General features: G+C 69.8%; 17 protein-coding genes. 11 read left to right on the top strand and 6 right to left on the bottom strand.

Features of this window, described 5'->3' with window-relative positions; translation table 11 throughout:
* Nucleotides 1–86 precede the first annotated feature (86 nt).
* Nucleotides 87–1,304 carry an MFS transporter gene (locus tag FHS29_RS32275; protein ID WP_184697496.1) on the bottom strand — a complete coding sequence of 406 codons (1,218 nt, stop codon included), beginning with the start codon at nt 1,302–1,304 and terminating at the stop codon, nt 87–89.
* A gap of 55 nt (nt 1,305–1,359) precedes the next feature.
* Between FHS29_RS32275 and FHS29_RS32270 the strand changes: the two genes are divergently transcribed.
* From FHS29_RS32270 to FHS29_RS32260, 3 genes are read left to right on the top strand one after another with little or no spacing between them, the layout of a single operon-like run.
* A complete protein-coding gene (locus tag FHS29_RS32270) occupies nt 1,360–1,854 on the top strand; it encodes an ArsR/SmtB family transcription factor (protein WP_184697493.1) in 495 nt (164 codons plus the stop codon).
* Nucleotides 1,855–1,896: 42 nt separating this feature from the next.
* A complete protein-coding gene (hflX, locus tag FHS29_RS32265; protein WP_184697490.1) occupies nt 1,897–3,345 on the top strand; it encodes a GTPase HflX in 1,449 nt (482 codons plus the stop codon).
* Between the two features lie 4 nt (nt 3,346–3,349).
* Complete coding sequence (locus FHS29_RS32260) at nt 3,350–4,366, top strand: YjiK family protein (RefSeq protein WP_184697487.1); 1,017 nt, start codon at nt 3,350–3,352, stop codon at nt 4,364–4,366.
* 5 nt (nt 4,367–4,371) lie between these two features.
* Here the strand turns inward: FHS29_RS32260 and lexA are convergent, their stop codons facing one another.
* Nucleotides 4,372–5,073, bottom strand: coding sequence for a transcriptional repressor LexA (lexA, locus tag FHS29_RS32255; protein WP_312865193.1), 702 nt, complete (start codon nt 5,071–5,073; stop codon nt 4,372–4,374).
* A 218-nt stretch (nt 5,074–5,291) separates the two neighbouring features.
* On the opposite strand from lexA, the gene FHS29_RS32250 reads away from it, so the two are divergent.
* The 6 genes from FHS29_RS32250 to FHS29_RS32225 all read left to right on the top strand — a co-directional run bounded on the left by FHS29_RS32250 (nt 5,292) and on the right by FHS29_RS32225 (nt 11,920).
* A complete protein-coding gene (locus tag FHS29_RS32250) occupies nt 5,292–5,789 on the top strand; it encodes a LysM peptidoglycan-binding domain-containing protein (protein WP_184697483.1) in 498 nt (165 codons plus the stop codon).
* Between the two features lie 682 nt (nt 5,790–6,471).
* Nucleotides 6,472–6,924, top strand: a complete 453-nt coding sequence (nrdR, locus tag FHS29_RS32245; RefSeq protein ID WP_184697480.1) for a transcriptional regulator NrdR — start codon at nt 6,472–6,474, stop codon at nt 6,922–6,924.
* 250 nt (nt 6,925–7,174) lie between these two features.
* Nucleotides 7,175–10,003 carry a vitamin B12-dependent ribonucleotide reductase gene (locus FHS29_RS32240; protein WP_184697477.1) on the top strand — a complete coding sequence of 943 codons (2,829 nt, stop codon included), beginning with the start codon at nt 7,175–7,177 and terminating at the stop codon, nt 10,001–10,003.
* A 175-nt stretch (nt 10,004–10,178) separates the two neighbouring features.
* The gene (locus FHS29_RS32235) at nt 10,179–10,595 is read left to right on the top strand and encodes a type II toxin-antitoxin system HicB family antitoxin (RefSeq protein ID WP_184697475.1); all 417 of its coding nucleotides are present in this window, start codon (nt 10,179–10,181) and stop codon (nt 10,593–10,595) included.
* A complete protein-coding gene (locus tag FHS29_RS32230) occupies nt 10,592–11,020 on the top strand; it encodes a cytotoxic translational repressor of toxin-antitoxin stability system (protein ID WP_184697472.1) in 429 nt (142 codons plus the stop codon). The genes FHS29_RS32235 and FHS29_RS32230 overlap by 4 nt, the downstream gene beginning before the upstream one ends.
* Before the next feature lie 165 nt (nt 11,021–11,185).
* A complete protein-coding gene (locus tag FHS29_RS32225; RefSeq protein ID WP_184697470.1) occupies nt 11,186–11,920 on the top strand; it encodes a ferritin-like domain-containing protein in 735 nt (244 codons plus the stop codon).
* On the opposite strand, the gene FHS29_RS32220 is transcribed toward FHS29_RS32225, so the two are convergent.
* From FHS29_RS32220 to FHS29_RS32205, 4 genes are all read right to left on the bottom strand, one after another.
* Complete coding sequence (locus tag FHS29_RS32220) at nt 11,872–12,621, bottom strand: succinate dehydrogenase/fumarate reductase iron-sulfur subunit (protein ID WP_184697467.1); 750 nt, start codon at nt 12,619–12,621, stop codon at nt 11,872–11,874. The genes FHS29_RS32225 and FHS29_RS32220 overlap by 49 nt on opposite strands.
* A gap of 1 nt (nt 12,622) precedes the next feature.
* Entirely contained in the window at nt 12,623–14,515 is a 1,893-nt protein-coding gene (locus FHS29_RS32215; RefSeq protein WP_184697464.1) for a fumarate reductase/succinate dehydrogenase flavoprotein subunit, read from the bottom strand.
* A 10-nt stretch (nt 14,516–14,525) separates the two neighbouring features.
* Nucleotides 14,526–15,287, bottom strand: coding sequence for a succinate dehydrogenase subunit SdhC (sdhC, locus tag FHS29_RS32210; protein ID WP_184697461.1), 762 nt, complete (start codon nt 15,285–15,287; stop codon nt 14,526–14,528).
* 188 nt (nt 15,288–15,475) lie between these two features.
* On the bottom strand, nt 15,476–15,766 hold the full coding sequence (locus FHS29_RS32205) for an Rv0250c family protein (protein ID WP_184697458.1): 291 nt from the start codon (nt 15,764–15,766) through the stop codon (nt 15,476–15,478).
* Nucleotides 15,767–15,988: 222 nt separating this feature from the next.
* Here FHS29_RS32205 and edd point away from each other — a divergent pair, with 222 nt between their 5' ends.
* Together edd and eda are read left to right on the top strand one after the other, a co-directional pair.
* Nucleotides 15,989–17,854 carry a phosphogluconate dehydratase gene (gene edd, locus FHS29_RS32200; protein ID WP_184697455.1) on the top strand — a complete coding sequence of 622 codons (1,866 nt, stop codon included), beginning with the start codon at nt 15,989–15,991 and terminating at the stop codon, nt 17,852–17,854.
* Nucleotides 17,851–18,471 carry a bifunctional 4-hydroxy-2-oxoglutarate aldolase/2-dehydro-3-deoxy-phosphogluconate aldolase gene (eda, locus tag FHS29_RS32195; RefSeq protein ID WP_184697453.1) on the top strand — a complete coding sequence of 207 codons (621 nt, stop codon included), beginning with the start codon at nt 17,851–17,853 and terminating at the stop codon, nt 18,469–18,471. Before edd ends, eda begins: the two co-directional genes overlap by 4 nt.
* Nucleotides 18,472–18,519 lie beyond the last annotated feature (48 nt).

The following is an 18,519-nucleotide window of genomic DNA, read 5'->3' as shown; positions in this document are numbered from 1 at the left end:
GACACCCATCCTCGAATCAGGCACCTACCGACGACACCGCGCTGCCGAACTGGTTGACGGCGTCGCTGCCCCGGAACAGCCGGAAGTCACGCGGAGACGGCATCGGGGGTCCGCAGCGGTGAGAACACCACCCAGACGAAGGACAGCGCACGTCCTGCGGCGGCCACCCACAGCGTTGCCAGGATGCCCACCTCCGAGCCCAGCAGCCCGCCCACCAGGCCGCCCAGCGGCAGCGCGCCCCACACCACGAACCGGATCGAGGCGTTCATCCGGCCCAGCAGGTGGTCCGGGCAGATCGCCTGCCGGTAGCTGACCTGCGCGATGTTGTAGACGATCGCCCCGTAGGCCAGCACCAGCTCGCCGACCACCACGAACACCAGTCGCCAGTCCGCCTGCGCCAGCGGCAGGAGCAGCCCGAACGGCTGGGTGACCAGCATGGACAGCCAGATCACCCGGATCTGCCCGAACCGGTTGTTCCACCGGTTCGCGGTCAGCGCGCCGACCACCCCGCCCGCGCCCGCCGAGCTCAACAGCAGCCCGATCACGCCGTCGGACAGCTCCAGGTCGCGGGCCAGGAACAGCACCAGCACGGCCAGCCCGACACCGTCGAAGAAGTTCGCCGTCCCGGTGGTCCCGACGATCGCCCGCAGCGACCGGTTGCCGAACACGAACCGCAGGCCCTCGGCGATCTCCGACACCAGCCCCGGCTTGTCCGCCGCGCGCGGCGGCGGCTCCTCGGTGCGGATGCGCAGCAGGAACAGCGCCGAGGCCAGGTAGCCGACGCCGGTGGCGAGGATGCCGTTGGCCGCGCCCACCGCCTGCGCGATGCCGCCGGCCGCCGCCGGTCCGGACACCTCGGCGACGGACTGGCTCGCGGTGAGCTTCGAGTTGCCCTCCACCAGCTGGTCCCGGCCGACCAGGGCGGGCAGGTACGACTGGTAGGCGATGTCGAACATGACGGTGGCCGCGCCGACCAGCAGGGCGACCACGACCAGGTGCGCGAACGTCAGCGTGCCCAGCCACCACGCCACCGGGATGGACAGCATCAGGGCGGCGCGCACGAAGTCGGCGGTCAGCATCACCGGGCGGCGGCGCAGCCGGTCCACCCACACCCCGGCGGGCAGGCCGATGAGCAGGAACGCGGCCGTGTTCGCCGCGGTCAGCAGCCCCATCTGGAACGGGGTGGCCGCCAGGGTGCCGGCGGCGAGCAGGGGCAGCACGGTCCGACCGATGGTGGAGCCGAACTGGCTGATGGTGTCGCCCACCCACAGCAGGCGGAAGTCACGGTGAGACCAGAGGGACACGGTCGGGGAGTCTCACCGAAGCGATTGGAAACTGTCAATCACTTACTCTGGACCCATGCACCGTCGCCCGGCCACCGAGGCCGAAGCCGCCGCACTGGCCTCCGCCGTGCGGCTGCGCATCATCCGGCTCACCCACGACCGCGCGCTGACCAACAAGGAACTCGCCGAACGGCTCGGCAAAGACCCCGCGACCACGCTGCACCACGTGCGCAAGCTCGTCGCGACGGGCTTCCTGGAGGCCCAGCCGGCCCGCACCGGCAACCGGGGCGCGCGGGAGATCCCCTACCGGTCCACCGGCCTGTCCTGGAAGCTCGCCGGCGGTCGCGGCCCGCTGGCGCGGGAGACCGGCGAGGCGATGATCGAGGCGTACCTGGCGGAGGCGGGCGAGCTCGAACCGGGGCAGCTCGACCAGACCCGGCTCATCGTCCGGGTGAACCCGGCGGAACTAAAACGGCGCCTCCGTTCGTTGTTCGATGAGCTGGAAGCCACGCCGGACGACCCGGAAGGCGAACGCGTGGCGATCTACCTGGCGGTGTACCCGGGCGGTTAACCACTCGGCTCCGGCGTCCGGACGTGCGACGATGAAGGGCAAATGACGGAAAACACGCAGAACAACACCAACGATCCGCTCGACCTGGACGACGAGCTGTCCACCGGCGAGCTGGCCCTCGCCGAGCGCGCCGCGCTGCGCCGCGTGGCGGGACTGTCCACCGAGCTGGAGGACGTCACCGAGGTCGAGTACCGGCAGCTCCGCCTGGAGCGCGTCGTGCTGGTCGGCGTGTGGACCGAAGGGACCGCCGCCGATTCCGAAGCGTCCCTCGCCGAACTGGCGCTGCTGGCCGAGACCGCGGGCTCCGAGGTGCTCGAAGGCCTCGTGCAGCGGCGCGACCGGCCCGACCCGGCCACCTACATCGGCTCCGGCAAGGTCACCGAACTGCGCGACATCGTGATCTCGACCGGCGCGGACACGGTGATCTGCGACGGCGAGCTCTCCCCCGGCCAGCTGCGGCAGCTGGAGGAGAAGCTCAAGGTCAAGGTGGTCGACCGGACCGCGCTGATCCTGGACATCTTCGCCCAGCACGCGTCCTCCAAGGAGGGCAAGGCGCAGGTGGAGCTGGCCCAGCTGCAGTACCTGCTGCCGCGCCTGCGCGGCTGGGGCGAGTCGCTGTCCCGGCAGGCCGGTGGCCGGGCCGGCGGCGGCAACGGCGGCGTCGGTCTGCGCGGTCCCGGTGAGACGAAGCTGGAGACCGACCGCCGGCGCATCCGCGCCCGGATCTCGAAGCTGCGCAGGCAGATCGCCGCGATGAGCGTCATCCGGGACACCAAGCGCGGCGCGCGGATCGCCAACGCGGTGCCCAACGTGGCCATCGCCGGCTACACCAACGCGGGCAAGTCCAGCCTGCTCAACGCCCTGACCGGGGCGGGTGTGCTGGTGGAGGACGCGCTGTTCGCCACCCTGGACCCGACCACCCGGCGCAGCCAGACCCCGGACGGCTTGCCCTACACGCTGACCGACACCGTCGGCTTCGTCCGGCACCTGCCGCACCAGCTGGTGGAGGCGTTCCGGTCGACGCTGGAGGAGGTCGCCGACGCGGACCTGCTGGTCCACGTGGTGGACGGCTCGGACGGGATGCCGGAGAAGCAGGTCACCGCCGTGCGCGAGGTGATCTCCGAGATCAGCGAGCGCCGCGACGACCCGATGCCGCTGGAACTGCTGGTGGTGAACAAGATCGACGCGGTGGGCGAACTCGGCATGGCCCGCCTGCGCCACCTGTTCCCGACCGCGGTCTTCGTGTCCGCGCGCACCGGCGAGGGCATCACGGAGCTGAGGGAGCGCATCGCCACCCTCATCCCCCACCCCGAGGTCGTGGTGGACGCGCTGGTCCCGTACGCCCGCGGCGAGATCGTGGCCCGCGTGTACCGCGAGGGCGAGATCCTCAAGGAACGGCACACGGAGGAAGGCACCGAGCTCAGCGCCCGGGTCCGCCCGGACCTGGCCGGCGTCCTGGAGCAGTTCGCCACCAACGGAAGCCGCGCTTAAGCCCTTGCTGGCAGCGCTGCTGACCCTGGCCCTGACGGCCGGTTCCGCCTCGGCGGAGCCGGCCGTCGCCGACGTGTGCCAGGTGACCGACCAACGCCTGGAGGAACTCTCCGGCCTCGCCTCCGACGGCGACGAGTGGTTCGCGATCAACGACAGCGACACCGGCCGCATCCAGCTCCAGGTGATGGACCGGACCTGCGAGATCACCAGGACCATCACCGCCGCCACCAACCCGTTCGACGTGGAAGACCTGGCACTGGCCCCGGACGGCACGCTCTGGCTGGCGGACACCGGTGACAACGGCAGGTCACGGGAAACCGTGGCCCTGCACGCGATCTCCCCGGACGGCACGGCCAGGCTCTACCGCCTGACCTACCCGGACGGGAAGCACGACGCCGAAGCACTGCTCCTGGACGCCGGCGGAGTCCCGCACATCGTCACCAAGGAATCCCTCGGGTCACCCCTCGTCTACCGCCCGACCGGCGACCTGGACGAGAACGCACCGACCCCGATGCGGCAGGTGGCGAAGGTTTCCATCAGCGGCTCCGACACACCGGGCGGCCCACTGCAGAGCTCCGTCGTCACCCGGGTGGTCACCGGCGGCGCGATGTCGAAGGACGGCAGAGTGGCCGCCCTGCGCACCTACACCGACGCCTACCTGTTCCCGGTCCCCGACGGCGACCTGGCCAAAGCCCTCGAATCGGACCCGGTGCGCATCCCACTGCCCAACGAACCACAGGGTGAAGCCATCACCTTCGACCCGGACGGCACGCTGCTGTCCGCGTCGGAATTCGGCGACCAACGAGCAGCCTCGACCGTGCGCGCAGTGGCCGGCGCGGCCGCACTGGCCGCTCCCATCACCACGACGGCCACCCCACCGCCGCCCCAAGGCGACACGGCGGCGGCACCCGCCCCGCAGTCGGACGACTCCCGCCCACTGTGGCCGATCATCGGCGCGGGAGCAGCGGTACTGGCCCTCATGGCCCTCTTCGTCCGCCGCTCCCGCAACCGCAAGCCCTGAGGACGTCAGAGCCGCCGCAGCACCGCCACCACCTTGCCCAGGATGGACGCCTCGTCTCCCAGGATCGGCTGGTAGGCCGAGTTGTGCGGCAACAGCCACACGTGCCCGTCCCGCCGCTTGAACGTCTTCACCGTCGCCTCGCCGTCGATCATGGCCGCGACCACGTCACCGTTGTCGGCCGTCGGCTGCTGCCGGACGACCACCCAGTCACCGTCGGTGATGGCGGCGTCCACCATCGAGTCACCCACGACCTTCAGCAGGAACACCTCCCCCTCGCCGACGATCTCGCGCGGCAGCGGGAAGACGTCCTCGATGGACTCCTCGGCCAGGATCGGCCCACCGGCCGCGATCCGACCGAGCATCGGGACGTAGGCGGGCGTCGGCTTCGACGACGGGTCCAGCCCCGTCACGATCTCGGTGGGCAGCACCCCCACCGCACGCGGCCGGTTCGGGTCACGCCGCAGGAACCCCTTCCGCTCCAGCGCGCGCAACTGGTGCGCGACGGAAGAGGTGGACGTGAGCCCCACCGCCTCGCCGATCTCCCGGACGCTGGGCGGGTAGCCGAACCGGTCCAGCCAGTCCCGGATCACGTCGAGCACCTTGCGCTGACGCAAGGTGAGCCCGGCGTTGCCCGCGATGTCCACGGGTTCGGGCGCGGAGGACACATCGGCTGCGGTGCGCAGGTCGTCATTGGTCTTGCGGGCCACAGTGTTTCCCTCCTCACCGGTCCCGATTGCCCAGGCCGGCTGTACGTCGATCTTCAGTTGTCGAAGGTAGCCGCACTCAACGTCCAGATCAAACACCTGTTCGAAGTAAGTGTCGGCGTGTCCTTCCGGTTTCGCCGGCCGAAGTGGTAGACATTCGCACGGACGTTCGATCGAACACAGGTTCGATCATGATCGGATGACCTGCAGTGGAGGGCGTCATGGCGGTGGTCATTGGCATGCGGACCGGCTTCGAACTGGTGGACGGAGCCGCCCCCGAAGACGTGCGCCGAGGCGAGCCCCTGCGGCCCGGCCCCAGGGTCCTGCGCAGCTTCGAGGACACCCGCCGCCCCCACACCCCCCGCCCACGCCCCCTGGCAGTCCGCACCACCCCGGACCCGGCCGCCTGCCAGGTCCGCGAGGACAGCCGCCACCCGGCCGTCCGGTGGGCGGTCTACACGGTGATCGCGATAGCCGCAGCCGTGAGCCTCAGCCTGCTGTACCTGTACGGCTCAGGCGCCACCACGGTCCCCGAACGCACCAGCGTCGTCCACGTCCAAGTAGGCGACACCCTGTGGGACCTGGCAGAACGAACCGCCCCGAACAGCAACCCGGAAGCGGTCGTGGCACGCATCAAGGAACTGAACAACCTCGACACCCCCACCATCACCCCAGGCCAGCCCCTGATAGTCCCAGACGGCCGCACCAACACCGACTAACCCCCGGCCGCCCCCCACAAGCCCCGCGCCCAGCTCGCCGGAAGACGCGCGCCACGCGCACACCTCTCCGCCTGCGTGTCATCCCCGTATGGCCTGCGCGCCAGCGAACCGCATGTGTCAAGGGCAGATCGAACCCGCGACCACCGCACACGCTTCACGATCTGCCCTTGACGCATGTGGTTGTCTCCGACCAGGTCATACGGGGATGACACGCAGACCCACCGCCCTTCAAGGCTCGAAGAGCTTTGAAGGGCTTTTGTGGAGATCCTTGGTGGTCTGCCCGTCCGGCGAGGACGCTTTTCAAGCTCGTAGACCCCAAGCCCAGCGATCCCCCACCTCCCGCGCTCCCGCACGCCCCGGCGCCCTCGCACTCCCTCGCGCTCCCTCCCCCCGGCACGCCCTGCCTGCCCCCGCACACCCGCGCTCCCACACGCTCCGCACTCCCGCACGCCCCCGCGCACCCCACCCCGTAACCACCCCGTCGCAGCCGGTTTCACCCTGCCGTGTCACCCGCGACACGGTCACCCGCGACACGCCGACCTGAGCTTGCGCCATGTGGGTCACAGGCATAGGTTGACCCCTACATCTAGTGGTTACACCGTTGTAGTTATCCACAGGTTGGGGTATTCCCCGCCACCGTGGCTAACGCGATGGGTGCTGCGCCGGGGAGGGGTGACCAGTCGTGCGCTGTCCGTTCTGCCGCAACTCGGACTCCCGCGTGGTCGATTCGCGCGAGGTGGACGAGGGTCAGGTGATCCGCCGCCGGAGGTCCTGCTCCAGCTGCGGTCGCCGGTTCACCACCGTGGAAGAAGCCGTGCTCGCCGTCGTGAAGCGGTCCGGCGTGACCGAGCCCTTCAGCCGGGACAAGGTGGTCACCGGCGTCCGCCGGGCGTGCCAGGGAAGGCCGGTCGACGAGGACGCGTTCCACCTCCTGGCCCAACGCGTGGAGGAGTCCATCCGCTCCACCGGATGCGCCGAGATCCCCAGCCACGAGGTGGGCCTGGCGATCCTCGGCCCGCTCAGAGAACTGGACGAGGTCGCCTACCTGCGCTTCGCCAGCGTCTACCGCTCGTTCTCCTCCGTCGAGGACTTCGAGAAGGAGATCGCGGACCTCCGCAACGCGCAACGCGACTGACCGGCGACACACCGCCGCACCACCGCATCGCGCCGCGCCACCCCACGCCGCACCACCACGCCCTACAGCCGGATCACGACGCCCTACAGCACATCACCACGCCCCACAGCCACATCACGCAGCCACATCGCACAGCTACACCGCACCACCCATGCACGTATCGCGACCGCCTCGGACGGGAGCCCGGACGTTGGTCGCTCATCGGTATTTCGACAAACGCTTCGACGACGCGCGGAAAGAGGAACGGGGAATGACGGAGACCGTTGGTGGCTCCAGCAAGAAGACGGCCACCCGCAACGGTGCGGGGGAGAAGCGCCTCACGGTGAACCGGGTTTACACCACCGAGGGCGTGCACCCGTACGACGAGGTGACCTGGGAGCGCCGCGACGTCGTCATGACGAACTGGCGCGACGGCTCGATCAACTTCGAGCAGCGCGGCGTCGAGTTCCCCGACTTCTGGTCGGTCAACGCGACGAACATCGTGACCAGCAAGTACTTCCGCGGCGCGGTGGGCACCCCGCAGCGCGAGCACAGCCTGCGCCAGCTGATCGACCGCGTGGTGAGGACCTACACCGAGGCCGGCGTCAAGCACGGCTACTTCTCCACCGACCAGGACGCGCAGGTCTTCGAGCACGAGCTGACCTGGATGCTGCTGCACCAGGTGTTCAGCTTCAACTCCCCCGTCTGGTTCAACGTCGGCACCAGCTCCCCGCAGCAGGTCTCGGCCTGCTTCATCCTCGCCGTGGACGACACCATGGAGTCGATCCTCAACTGGTACCGCGAGGAAGGCCTGATCTTCAAGGGAGGTTCCGGCGCGGGCCTGAACCTCTCGCGCATCCGCTCCTCCAAGGAGCTGCTCTCCTCCGGCGGCACCGCGTCCGGCCCGGTCTCCTTCATGCGCGGCGCGGACGCGTCCGCGGGCACCATCAAGTCCGGTGGCGCCACCCGTCGCGCGGCGAAGATGGTCGTCCTCGACGTCGACCACCCCGACGTCGAGGAGTTCATCAAGACCAAGGCGCGCGAAGAGGACAAGGTCCGCGCGCTGCGCGACGCCGGGTTCGACATGGACCTGGGCGGCAAGGACATCGTGTCCGTGCAGTACCAGAACGCGAACAACTCGATCCGGGTGTCCGACGAGTTCATGCACGCCTACGAGAACGGCGGCCAGTTCGGCCTGCGCGCCCGGCAGACCGGCGAGGTCATCGAGACCGTCGACGCGAAGGACCTGTTCCGCAAGCTGGCGCAGGCCGCGTGGGAGTGCGCCGACCCCGGCATCCAGTACGACGGCACCATCAACGACTGGCACACCACGCCGGAGTCGGGTCGGATCACCGCCTCGAACCCGTGCTCGGAGTACATGCACCTGGACAACTCCAGCTGCAACCTGGCGTCGCTGAACCTGATGAAGTTCCTCCAGGACGACGGCCTGTTCAACGCCGACCTGTTCGCCAGGTCGGTCGAGCTGGTGATCACCGCGATGGAGATCTCGATCAGCTTCGCGGACTTCCCGACCGAGCCGATCGCGGAGACCACCCGCAAGTTCCGCCAGCTGGGCATCGGCTACGCCAACCTGGGCGCGCTGCTGATGGCGACCGGCCACGCGTACGACTCGGAGGGCGGCCGGGCGCTGGCCGCGTCCATCACCTCGCTCATGCAGGCGGTGGCGTACAAGCGCTCCGCCGAGCTGGCGGGCATCGTCGGCCCGTACGAGGGCTACGCCCGCAACGCCGAGGCGCACCAGCGCGTCATCCGCAAGCACGCGGCGGCGAACGACCTGATCCGCACCTACCACGCCAACGACGCGGCGGTGCAGAAGGTCGCGACCCGCGCGTGGCAGGAGGGCATGCAGATCGGCGCCCGCAACGGCTGGCGCAACGCGCAGGCCTCGGTGCTCGCGCCCACCGGCACCATCGGCCTGATGATGGACTGCGACACCACCGGCATCGAGCCCGACCTGGCGCTGGTGAAGTTCAAGAAGCTGGTCGGCGGCGGCTCGATGCAGATCGTCAACCAGACCGTGCCCCGCGCCCTCAAGGTCCTCGGCTACCAGGACGAGCAGATCGAGGCCATCGTCGAGTACATCGGCGAGCACGGCCACGTGGTCGACGCGCCCGGCCTGCGCCAGGAGCACTACGAGGTGTTCGACTGCGCCATGGGCGACCGCTCCATCGCGCCGATGGGCCACGTCCGGATGATGGCCGCGGTGCAGCCGTTCATCTCCGGCGCGATCTCCAAGACGGTGAACATGCCGGAGACGGCGACCGTCGAGGACGTCGAGGGGATCTACTACCAGGGCTGGAAGCTGGGCCTGAAGGCGCTCGCGATCTACCGCGACAACTGCAAGGTCGGCCAGCCGCTCTCCGCCGGCAAGTCCGCGAAGCCGTCCGGTGAGACCAAGACCGAGACGGTCGTCGAGTACCGCCCGGTCCGCAAGCGCCTGCCGAAGAAGCGCCCGTCGCAGACCGTGTCCTTCACCGTCGGCGGCGCGGAGGGCTACCTGCACGCCGGCTCGTACCCGGACGACGGCCTGGGCGAGATCTTCGTCAAGCTCGGCAAGCAGGGCTCGACCCTGGCGGGCGTGATGGACGCGTTCTCGATGTCCATCTCGGTCGGCCTCCAGTACGGGATCCCGCTGGAGTTCTACGTCTCGAAGTTCCAGAACCTGCGCTTCGAGCCGGCCGGCATGACCGACGACCCGGACGTCCGCATCGCGACCAGCGTGCTGGACTACCTGTTCCGCCGGCTCGCCCTGGACTACCTGCCGTTCGAGAAGCGCGCCCAGCTCGGCATCTTCACCGCCGACGAGCGCACCGCGCAGGTGGCGCAGGACTACGGCAACGGCGACGTGGACCTGGAGGGCCTGCGCACGTCGGTCGACGCCACGTCCACCAAGGCGGCCGAGGTGGAGGAGAAGAAGCCCCAGGCGGACGTCAAGGTCGGCAGTTCCACCGAACTGCTCGAACTGCACCTGGGCACCACCGCCGACGCGCCGCTGTGCATGACCTGCGGCACCAAGATGCGCCCGGCCGGCTCCTGCTACCTGTGCGAGGGCTGCGGCTCCACGTCGGGTTGCAGCTGACCCGGAGCGCCTTCAGCAGGTGAAGCAGCCGGTCAGAGCCGGGGCGACGGTTGTCGCCCCGGCTCTGCCGTGTCCGCTCGCGTTCAATACAACGTCGACGCCACCGAGTACGTCACGTACTTGACGTACTTGAACCTCGGCGGCATGCTTGTGACGATCACCCCGGGAGGCCGGCATGCCTGCTGTTCACTACGACAGCTACACCGATGCTCGCGCGCACCTGAAGGACTTGCTGGATGCCGCGGAGGCGGGGCGAGTTGCCACGGTTCGACGTGACTCGTCCACGACAGCCGTCGTGGACGTCAAGCGGCTGCGCCACTTCCTCGCATCGATCGTTCCCTCGCGTGCCCAGGTCGTCCCGGAGGCCGGCGGCTGGTCGGTGTTCATCCCGGGGCTGCCGGTGGCCGCTGACGGCGCGTCGTTCGACGAGGCGATCACCGAGATGGTCGACGCTCTGCGGGAGTACGCGGAAGACTGGCAGGAGCGCCTGCTGAACGCCCCGAATCACCGCGACAACTGGGGCTTGGTGCAACTGATCAGCTTCAGCGACGACGAGCAGCTGCGCGACTGGCTTGTCGGTTCCGCGCGGTGACTTCCTGGCCGCAGCCGACCCGCAGGGATCACGAGGCGTTCTGCCAGGTCGAGGAATGGCGCCGTGTACGCGACGCCTGCGGCCGAACCGGAACGCACCATGTCACTTTCGAACTCGATCTTGTCGACGGCAGAATCCTGCGCACCCGCGTCTCGCACCCGGTGGACCGCACCGGCTACGGGCAGAGCATGTGGGAGCACATCCTCCGCGATCAACTCGACGTCGACGAACCGACGTTCTGGTCATGCGTGCAGGATGGCGTCAAACCTGCACGCGGGACACCTGGGCCGCCGGCGGCGGCCCTGCCTGCCGACCTCGTGTACATGCTGATCGCACGTGTCGGCCTGGACGAGTCCGAGGTGGCCGGGATGAGCAAGGACGAGGCGGTCGCCAGGCTCCAGCGCTACTGGACCGAGGGCAGCTGATCAAGTGACAGCCGACTGAACAGCGCACGGTGAGGGTCACAGTGGTCCTCGGTTGCACGCACCTGCACAAACCCTTCACCGGATCCCCTCACGGATCGGGCAACTCGCGGAACGAACCACCCGTCCTCCCAACGTCGCCATGCACCGTGGACGAGAGGAACGACCGTGAGTGCCTTCACCGAGTGGGTCCGGGACTTCGAGGCGCAAGTGGAGCGGCGGCGTGCAGTCGGTGATCCCGACTTCACCCGAACCGCGCACATGCCCGCGCCGATCGTGGCCAGCGTGCAGCGGTTCCAGGTCGGGGAGTCCGGGGACGGGGCCAACCTCATCGCCAAGGCCTCCACCGGCGGGGACGCCGACTACCAGGCCGCGGTGCGGATGTTCGTCGCGGAGGAGCAGAACCACGCCCGGCTGCTCGCCCTCCTCCTGGCCTCGGCCGGTGCCACGACGATCGGCGGCCATTGGACCGACGCGGTCTTCGTGCGGCTCCGGCGGGCGCTGGGCCTGCGCCTGGAGTTGATGGTGCTGCTGATCGCCGAGGTCGTCGCGCTGGGCTACTACCGGGCGCTGCGGGACGGCTCCGGTGACCCGCTGACCTCCGAGGTGGCCGGCCGCATCCTGGCCGACGAGCAGCGGCACGTGCCGTTCCACTGCCTGCGGCTGCGGGAGGGGTTCGCTCGGACGCCCGCGGTCGTGCGTCGGCTGGTCCGGGGAATCTGGTGGGTGCTGCTGGTCGGCGCCACGATCACGGTGACCTGGGACCACGGACCCGCGTTGCGCCACCTCGGGGTGACGCGACGCGGGTTCGTGGTGGACGTGGCCGGTCTGTTCCGGACCGCGCTCTCCGGGGTTCAGGACCGCCGGAACAGCTTGTTGCCCAGCCAGACGATCGGGTCGTAACGGCGGTCGGCCACGCGTTCCTTCATCGGGATCAGCGCGTTGTCGGTGATCTGGATGTTCTCCGGGCACACGTCGGTGCAGCACTTGGTGATGTTGCACAGCCCGAGCCCGTGCTCCGACCGCGCCTCGTCGACCCGGTCGGCGGAGTCCAGCGGGTGCATCTCCAGTTCCGCCACGCGCATCAGGAACCGCGGCCCGGAGAACGACTGCTTGTTCTCCTCGTGGTCGCGGATCACGTGACACGTGTTCTGGCAGAGGAAGCACTCGATGCACTTGCGGAACTCCTGCGAGCGCTCGACGTCCACCTGGGACATCCGGTAGTCGCCCGGCGCGACGCCCTTGGGCGGGCTGAACGCCGGCACCTCCCGTGCCTTCGTGTAGTTGTACGACACGTCCGTGACCAGGTCCCGGATCACCGGGAACGTGCGCATCGGCGTCACCGTCACGACCTCGTCCTCGGCGAAGACCGACATCCGGGTCATGCACAGCAGCCTCGGCTTGCCGTTGATCTCGGCCGAGCACGAGCCGCACTTGCCCGCCTTGCAGTTCCACCGCACGGCCAGATCCGCCGTCTGCGTCGCCTGGAGCCGGTGGATGATGTCGAGGACGACCTCGCCCTCGTTGACCTCCACGGTGAAGTCCTCCAGGCCTCCCCCGTCCGCATCACCGCGCCACACCCTGAAGTGCCCCTGGTAACCCATGTCAGCCCTCCAGCTCTTCGGCGGTCAGGTACTTCTGCAACTCGGTGAACTCGAACAGCTCCAGCAGGTCCGCGCGGATCGGGACCTGCGCCTCCTCCGCCACCGTCACGCCGTCACCGGAGGCCCTGCACACCAACAGCTTCCGCCGCCAGTCGGCCTCCATCCGCGGGTAGTCGTCGCGGGTGTGGCCGCCGCGCGACTCGGTGCGCAGCAGCGCCGCGCGGGCCACGCACTCGCTGACCAGCAGCATGTTCCGCAGGTCCAGCGCCAAGTGCCAGCCGGGGTTGAACTGGCGGTGCCCTTCCACGGTCAACGACCGCGCGCGGCGCTTCAGGTCGTCCAGCCGCTTCAGCGCCTGGTCCATCTCGTCCGCCCGGCGGATGATGCCGACCAGGTCGTTCATCGCCTGCTGCAACTCCATGTGCAGCGTGTAGGGGTTCTCGCCGCCGGTGCCCGAGAACGGTGCCAGCGCGACGCGTTCCGCTTCCACCACGGCCTCGTCCGAGCACGCCGGCCGTTCGGAGAGGCTCGTCACGTACACCGCGGCGCCCTCACCCGCGCGGCGCCCGAACACCAGCAGGTCGGACAACGAGTTGCCGCCCAGGCGGTTCGAGCCGTGCATGCCGCCGGACACCTCGCCGGCCGCGAACAGGCCCGGCACCGACGACGCCCCGGTGTCCGGGTCGACCTGCACACCGCCCATCACGTAGTGGCAGGTCGGCCCGACCTCCATGGGCTGCGCGGTGATGTCGACGTCCGCCAGCTCCTTGAACTGGTGGTGCATCGACGGCAGCCGGCGCTTGATCTCCTCCGCCGGCAGCCGGGTCGACACGTCCAGGAACACGCCGCCGTGCTCCGAACCGCGCCCCGCCTTGACCTCCGAGTTGATCGCCCGCGCCACCTCGTCGCGCGGCAGCAGCTCGGGTGGGCGGCGGTTGTTGTCCGGGTCGGCGTACCAGCGGTCGGCCTCGTCCTCGCTGTCCGCGTACTTGTCCTTGAACACCTCGGGGATGTAGTCGAACATGAACCGCTTGCCCTCGGAGTTGCGCAGCACCCCGCCGTCGCCGCGGACCGACTCGGTGACCAGGATCCCCTTCACCGACGGCGGCCACACCATGCCGGTCGGGTGGAACTGGATGAACTCCATGTTGATCAGCGACGCCCCGGCGCGCATCGCCAGCGCGTGGCCGTCCCCGGTGTACTCCCACGAGTTCGACGTCACCTTGAACGACTTGCCGATGCCGCCGGTCGCCAGCACCACCGCCGGGGCCTCGAACAGCACGAACCGCCCGGACTCGCGCCAGTAGCCGAACGCGCCGGCGACCTTGCCCGGTTTCCCTCCCGCGCCGCCCTCGCCCTGCACCAGGTCCGTGACGGTGAACTCCTGGAACACCTTCAGCCGCGACTCGTAGTCACCGGTGTCCGCGAAGTCCTCCTGTTGCAGCGAAACGACCTTCTGCTGCAACGACCGGATCAGCTCCAGCCCGGTGCGGTCGCCGACGTGCGCCAGGCGCGGGTACTCGTGGCCGCCGAAGTTGCGCTGGCTGATCCGCCCGTCCTTGGTCCGGTCGAACAGCGCGCCGTAGGTCTCCAGCTCCCACACCCGGTCCGGGGCCTCGCGGGCGTGCAGCTCGGCCATCCGCCAGTTGTTCAGGAACTTCCCGCCGCGCATGGTGTCCCGGAAGTGCACCTGCCAGTTGTCGCCCGCGTTGACGTTGCCCATGGCCGCGGCGATCCCGCCCTCGGCCATCACCGTGTGCGCCTTGCCGAACAACGACTTGCACAGCACCGCCGTGCGCATCCCGTGCTCCCTGGCCTCGATCGCCGCACGCAGGCCGGCGCCACCCGCGCCGATCACCAGCACGTCGAACGAATGCCGTTCCACCTCGGGCAAGTCCAGCTCCTCAGTTGATGATCCGGAGGTCGGTGATCGTCCCGGAGGCGACCAGCGCGACGTAGAGGTCGGTGACGCAGACGAAGATCAGCGACGCCCAGGCCAGCTGCATGTGGCGGGCGTTCAGCTTGGAGATCCGCGTCCACATCCAGTACCGCACCGGGTGCTTGGAGAAGTGCTTCAACCGCCCGCCCGCGATGTGCCGGCAGGAGTGGCAGGACAGCGTGTACGCGCCCAGCAGCGCCACGTTCACCAGCAGCACGATGTTGCCCAGCCCGACGCCGGTGCTGAACGCGTAGGCGGCGTCGTAGATGTTGATCAGCAACAGGATCGAGGCCGCGTAGAAGAAGTAGCGGTGCAGGTTCTGCGCGATCAGCGGGAAGCGGGTCTCACCGGTGTACTTGGCGTGCGGTTCGGCGACCGCGCACGCGGGCGGGGACAGCCACGCTGCCCGGTAGTACGCCTTGCGGTAGTAGTAGCAGGTCACCCGGAAGCCGAGCAGGAACGGGATGATGACCACCGGCGGGGTGAGGAACCCCGGCAGTTCGGGCAGCGGACGGCCGAAGTGCGCCGCCGCCGGGAGGCATTCCTCGCTCAGGCAGGGCGAGTACATGGGCGTCAGGTAGCGGTACTCGTCCACCCAGTAGTAATCGCCCATGAAGGTGCGCACCGCCGCGTAGATCGAGATCAGCAGCAGACCCGCGAACGTGACCAGCGGCGGTAGCCACCAGCGGTCCGTGCGCAACGTGCGCTGGGCGATCTGCGCCCTCATACCTCACCTCGGTTCCACTTCGTTGTGGTGGGAACGGTCGGGAAATCGTTGTGGCGGCCGGTCGGGGAGTCGTTGTGGTGGGGCGTTCGGGAGTCGGTCGGGGAGTCGTTGTGGCGGGAGCGGTCGAACCGCGCGGGAAAACCGAAACCGGCCCCCGCGTCGAGTCGCGGGGGCCGGCCTGCGGTCGTTCACGTGTGGCGGTAGCCGCCGAGACCTTCGTCGTCGGCGTCGTGCCAGAGCTTCGGGTCGTAGGGCGTGTCCGGGACGACGACGACCTCGCGTTCGACTCTGGGCGCCTCGCGCTGCCGTGGTGTGCTGTCCAGGTCGAGCAGCTCGGTCGCGTCGATGTCCATCCGCTCGACGTCGTTCGCCAGCCGCTGCACGGCGGCGACGTCGCCGTAGCGCGAGCGCAGGGAACCTACGCAGTGCCGAAGCTGGCCGAGCGTTCGACGCAGCTCCACGATCTCCGAGGACGTCATGGCAGCACCTCCCTTGGGGGTCCGTGTGCCGACTCTGCCTGTTCGGAGCGCTTGTGACAAGCACCACAGGTCTTCGCGTCGCGTCTCAGTGTCTGAATCGTTTTTGTGGCGATCATGCGTCGTGACATAGTGTGGGTGCTGTCACGTCCGTACGTGCGACGCCAGCGCTGTCGTCCCACCGGGCCCACCACGGCCCGTGATCACCACCGGAGACAGCGAACCATGAGCGTGCATCCCGTCGTCGCCGGAGTGACGGCTCGCATCGCCGCCCGCAGCGCCGCCCGCCGGTCCCACTACCTGGAACAACTCGCCGAAGCGCACGCCGAGGGCCCGGTCCGCCGCGACCTCGCGTGCAGCAACCTCGCGCACGGTTTCGCGGGGATGACCGGCGGCGACAAGGAAGCGCTGCGCGCGCTCCGTCGCCCGAACGTGGCGATCGTGTCCGCCTACAACGACATGCTGTCCGCCCACCAGCCGATGCACGAGTACCCGGCGTGGATCAAGGACGCGGCGCGCGCGGCGGGTGGCGTCGCCCAGTTCGCCGGCGGTGTGCCCGCGATGTGCGACGGCATCACGCAGGGCCGTGCGGGCATGGAGCTGTCCCTGTTCAGCCGGGACGTCATCGCCATGGCCACCGGCATCGCGCTGTCCCACGACATGTTCGACTCGACGCTGCTGCTCGGCGTGTGCGACAAGATCGTGCCGGGCCTGCTGATCGGCGCGCTGTCGTTCGGCCACCTGCCCGCGATCCTGGTGCCCGCCGGCCCCATGCACTCGGGGCTGCCGAACTCGGAGAAGGCCCGCGTGCGGCAGCTGTTCGCCGAGGGCAAGGCGTCCCGGGAGAACCTGCTGGAGGCCGAGGCCGCCTCGTACCACAGCCCCGGCACCTGCACGTTCTACGGCACGGCCAACTCCAACCAGCTCGTGGTGGAGGTGATGGGCCTGCACCTGCCGGGCGCGAGCTTCGTCCCGCCGGGCACCGCGCTGCGGCGCGCGCTGACCGAGGAGGCCGCGCGCCGGGCGGTGGCGATCAGCCGTGGCGACGAGTACACCCCGATCGGGCACGTGGTGGACGAGAAGTCCGTGGTCAACGGCGTGATCGCGCTGCTCGCGACCGGCGGCTCGACCAACCACAGCATGCACCTGGTGGCCGTCGCGTCGGCTGCGGGCATCGAGCTGAGCTGGGACGACTTCGCCGACCTGTCGTCGGTGGTGCCGCTGCTGGCCCGCGTCTACCCCAACGGCGGAGCGGACATCAACCACTTCCAGGCTGCCGGTGGCGTGCAGTTCCTGATCGGCACGCTGCTCGACGCGGGGCTGCTGCACGCCGACGTGCGCACCGTCGCCGGTGACGGGCTGGACCGCTACCGGCAGGAGCCGACGCTCGTGGAAGGCGTGCTGACCTGGCGGGACGGTCCGGGCCGCTCGCTGGACACGGACGTGCTGCGGCCGGCGTCGGACCCGTTCGCCGCCGACGGCGGGCTCCGCATGCTGTCCGGCAACCTGGGCCGCGCGGTGATCAAGGTGTCCGCGGTCAAGCCCGAGCACCGGGTGGTGCAGGCGCCCGCGCGGGTGTTCACCTCGCAGGAGGCGTTCAGCGCCGCGTTCCAGGCGGGCGAACTGGAGCGGGACGTCGTAGTCGTGGTGCGGCAGCAGGGCCCGCAGGCCAACGGCATGCCCGAACTGCACAAGCTGACGCCCGCGCTGGGCGTGCTGATGGACCGGGGGTTCCGGGTCGCGCTGGTCACCGACGGCCGGATGTCGGGTGCGTCGGGCAAGATCCCGGCCGCCATCCAGCTCACCCCGGAAGCCGCCGTCGGCGGTCCGCTGGCCCGCGTGCGCGACGGGGACGTGCTGCGGCTCGACGCCGAGACCGGCACGCTGGAGGCGTTGGTCGACCCGGCCGAACTCGCCTCCCGCGACCTGGTGGACTTCCCGCCGGACGCGCAGGCGTGGACCGGTACGGGACGCGAACTGTTCGCCGCCCTGCGCCGCTCGGTCGGTCCCGCCGACCGGGGCGCGAGCGTGTTCGGACCCATCGCGGCCTCGCACTTCGCGGGCCGCGCGAACCAGGAGGTAACCCGGTGACCACCAGCGCGGATCTGCTGGAGCTGTCCCCCGTCATCCCGGTCGTCGTGCTGGACGACGCCGATCAGGCCGTGCCGCTGGCGCGGGCGCTGCTGCGCGGGGGCATCCGCGTCATCGAACTGACCTTGCGCACGCCCGCCGCGACGGCCGCGATCGAGCGGATCGCCGCCGAGGTGCCAGACATCGTGCTCGGGGCGGGCACGGTGACCGCGCCGGAACACGCCGAGCAGGCGGCCAAGGCCGGGGCGGCGTTCCTGGTCACGCCCGGTTCGACGGATCGGGTGCTGAACGCGGTGGAGGACACCGGGCTGCCGTTCCTGCCGGGGGCGGCGACGGTGTCCGAGGCGATGCGCCTGGCCGAGCGCGGGCTGACGGCGCTGAAGTTCTTCCCGGCCGAGGCGGCGGGCGGCGTGGACTTCCTGAAGTCGGTCGGCGGCCCGCTGCCCGGCCTGCGCTTCTGCCCGACCGGCGGCATCTCGGTGCAGACCGCGCCGCGCTACCTGGCGCTGCCGAACGTGGGCTGCGTCGGCGGGTCCTGGCTGACGCCGAAGGACGCGCTGGCGGCAGGCGACTTCGACCGGATCGAGGCACTGGCCAGGGCTGCCTCCGCGCTCTGACGCTCAGTCCCCGGACCGCTCGGACCGCCCGCGCTGTGCTTCCGGGCG

Source organism: Saccharothrix tamanrassetensis, from assembly GCF_014203665.1.
GTDB lineage: Bacteria > Actinomycetota > Actinomycetes > Mycobacteriales > Pseudonocardiaceae > Actinosynnema > Actinosynnema tamanrassetense.
Note: the sequence above shows the minus strand (reverse complement) of the source record. Positions and strands in the feature narration are given on the sequence as shown.

What these genes read in the sequence shown, in the direction of transcription:
- edd (WP_184697455.1), top strand. Translation starts at nt 15,989, where the DNA reads ATGAGCGTGCATCCCGTCGTCGCCGGAGTGACGGCTCGCATCGCCGCC.
- sdhC (WP_184697461.1), bottom strand. Translation starts at nt 15,287, where the DNA reads ATGAGGGCGCAGATCGCCCAGCGCACGTTGCGCACGGACCGCTGGTGG.
- FHS29_RS32220 (WP_184697467.1), bottom strand. Translation starts at nt 12,621, where the DNA reads ATGGGTTACCAGGGGCACTTCAGGGTGTGGCGCGGTGATGCGGACGGG.
- FHS29_RS32270 (WP_184697493.1), top strand. Translation starts at nt 1,360, where the DNA reads ATGCACCGTCGCCCGGCCACCGAGGCCGAAGCCGCCGCACTGGCCTCC.
- FHS29_RS32235 (WP_184697475.1), top strand. Translation starts at nt 10,179, where the DNA reads ATGCCTGCTGTTCACTACGACAGCTACACCGATGCTCGCGCGCACCTG.
- FHS29_RS32240 (WP_184697477.1), top strand. Translation starts at nt 7,175, where the DNA reads ATGACGGAGACCGTTGGTGGCTCCAGCAAGAAGACGGCCACCCGCAAC.
- FHS29_RS32250 (WP_184697483.1), top strand. Translation starts at nt 5,292, where the DNA reads ATGGCGGTGGTCATTGGCATGCGGACCGGCTTCGAACTGGTGGACGGA.
- FHS29_RS32205 (WP_184697458.1), bottom strand. Translation starts at nt 15,766, where the DNA reads ATGACGTCCTCGGAGATCGTGGAGCTGCGTCGAACGCTCGGCCAGCTT.
- hflX (WP_184697490.1), top strand. Translation starts at nt 1,897, where the DNA reads ATGACGGAAAACACGCAGAACAACACCAACGATCCGCTCGACCTGGAC.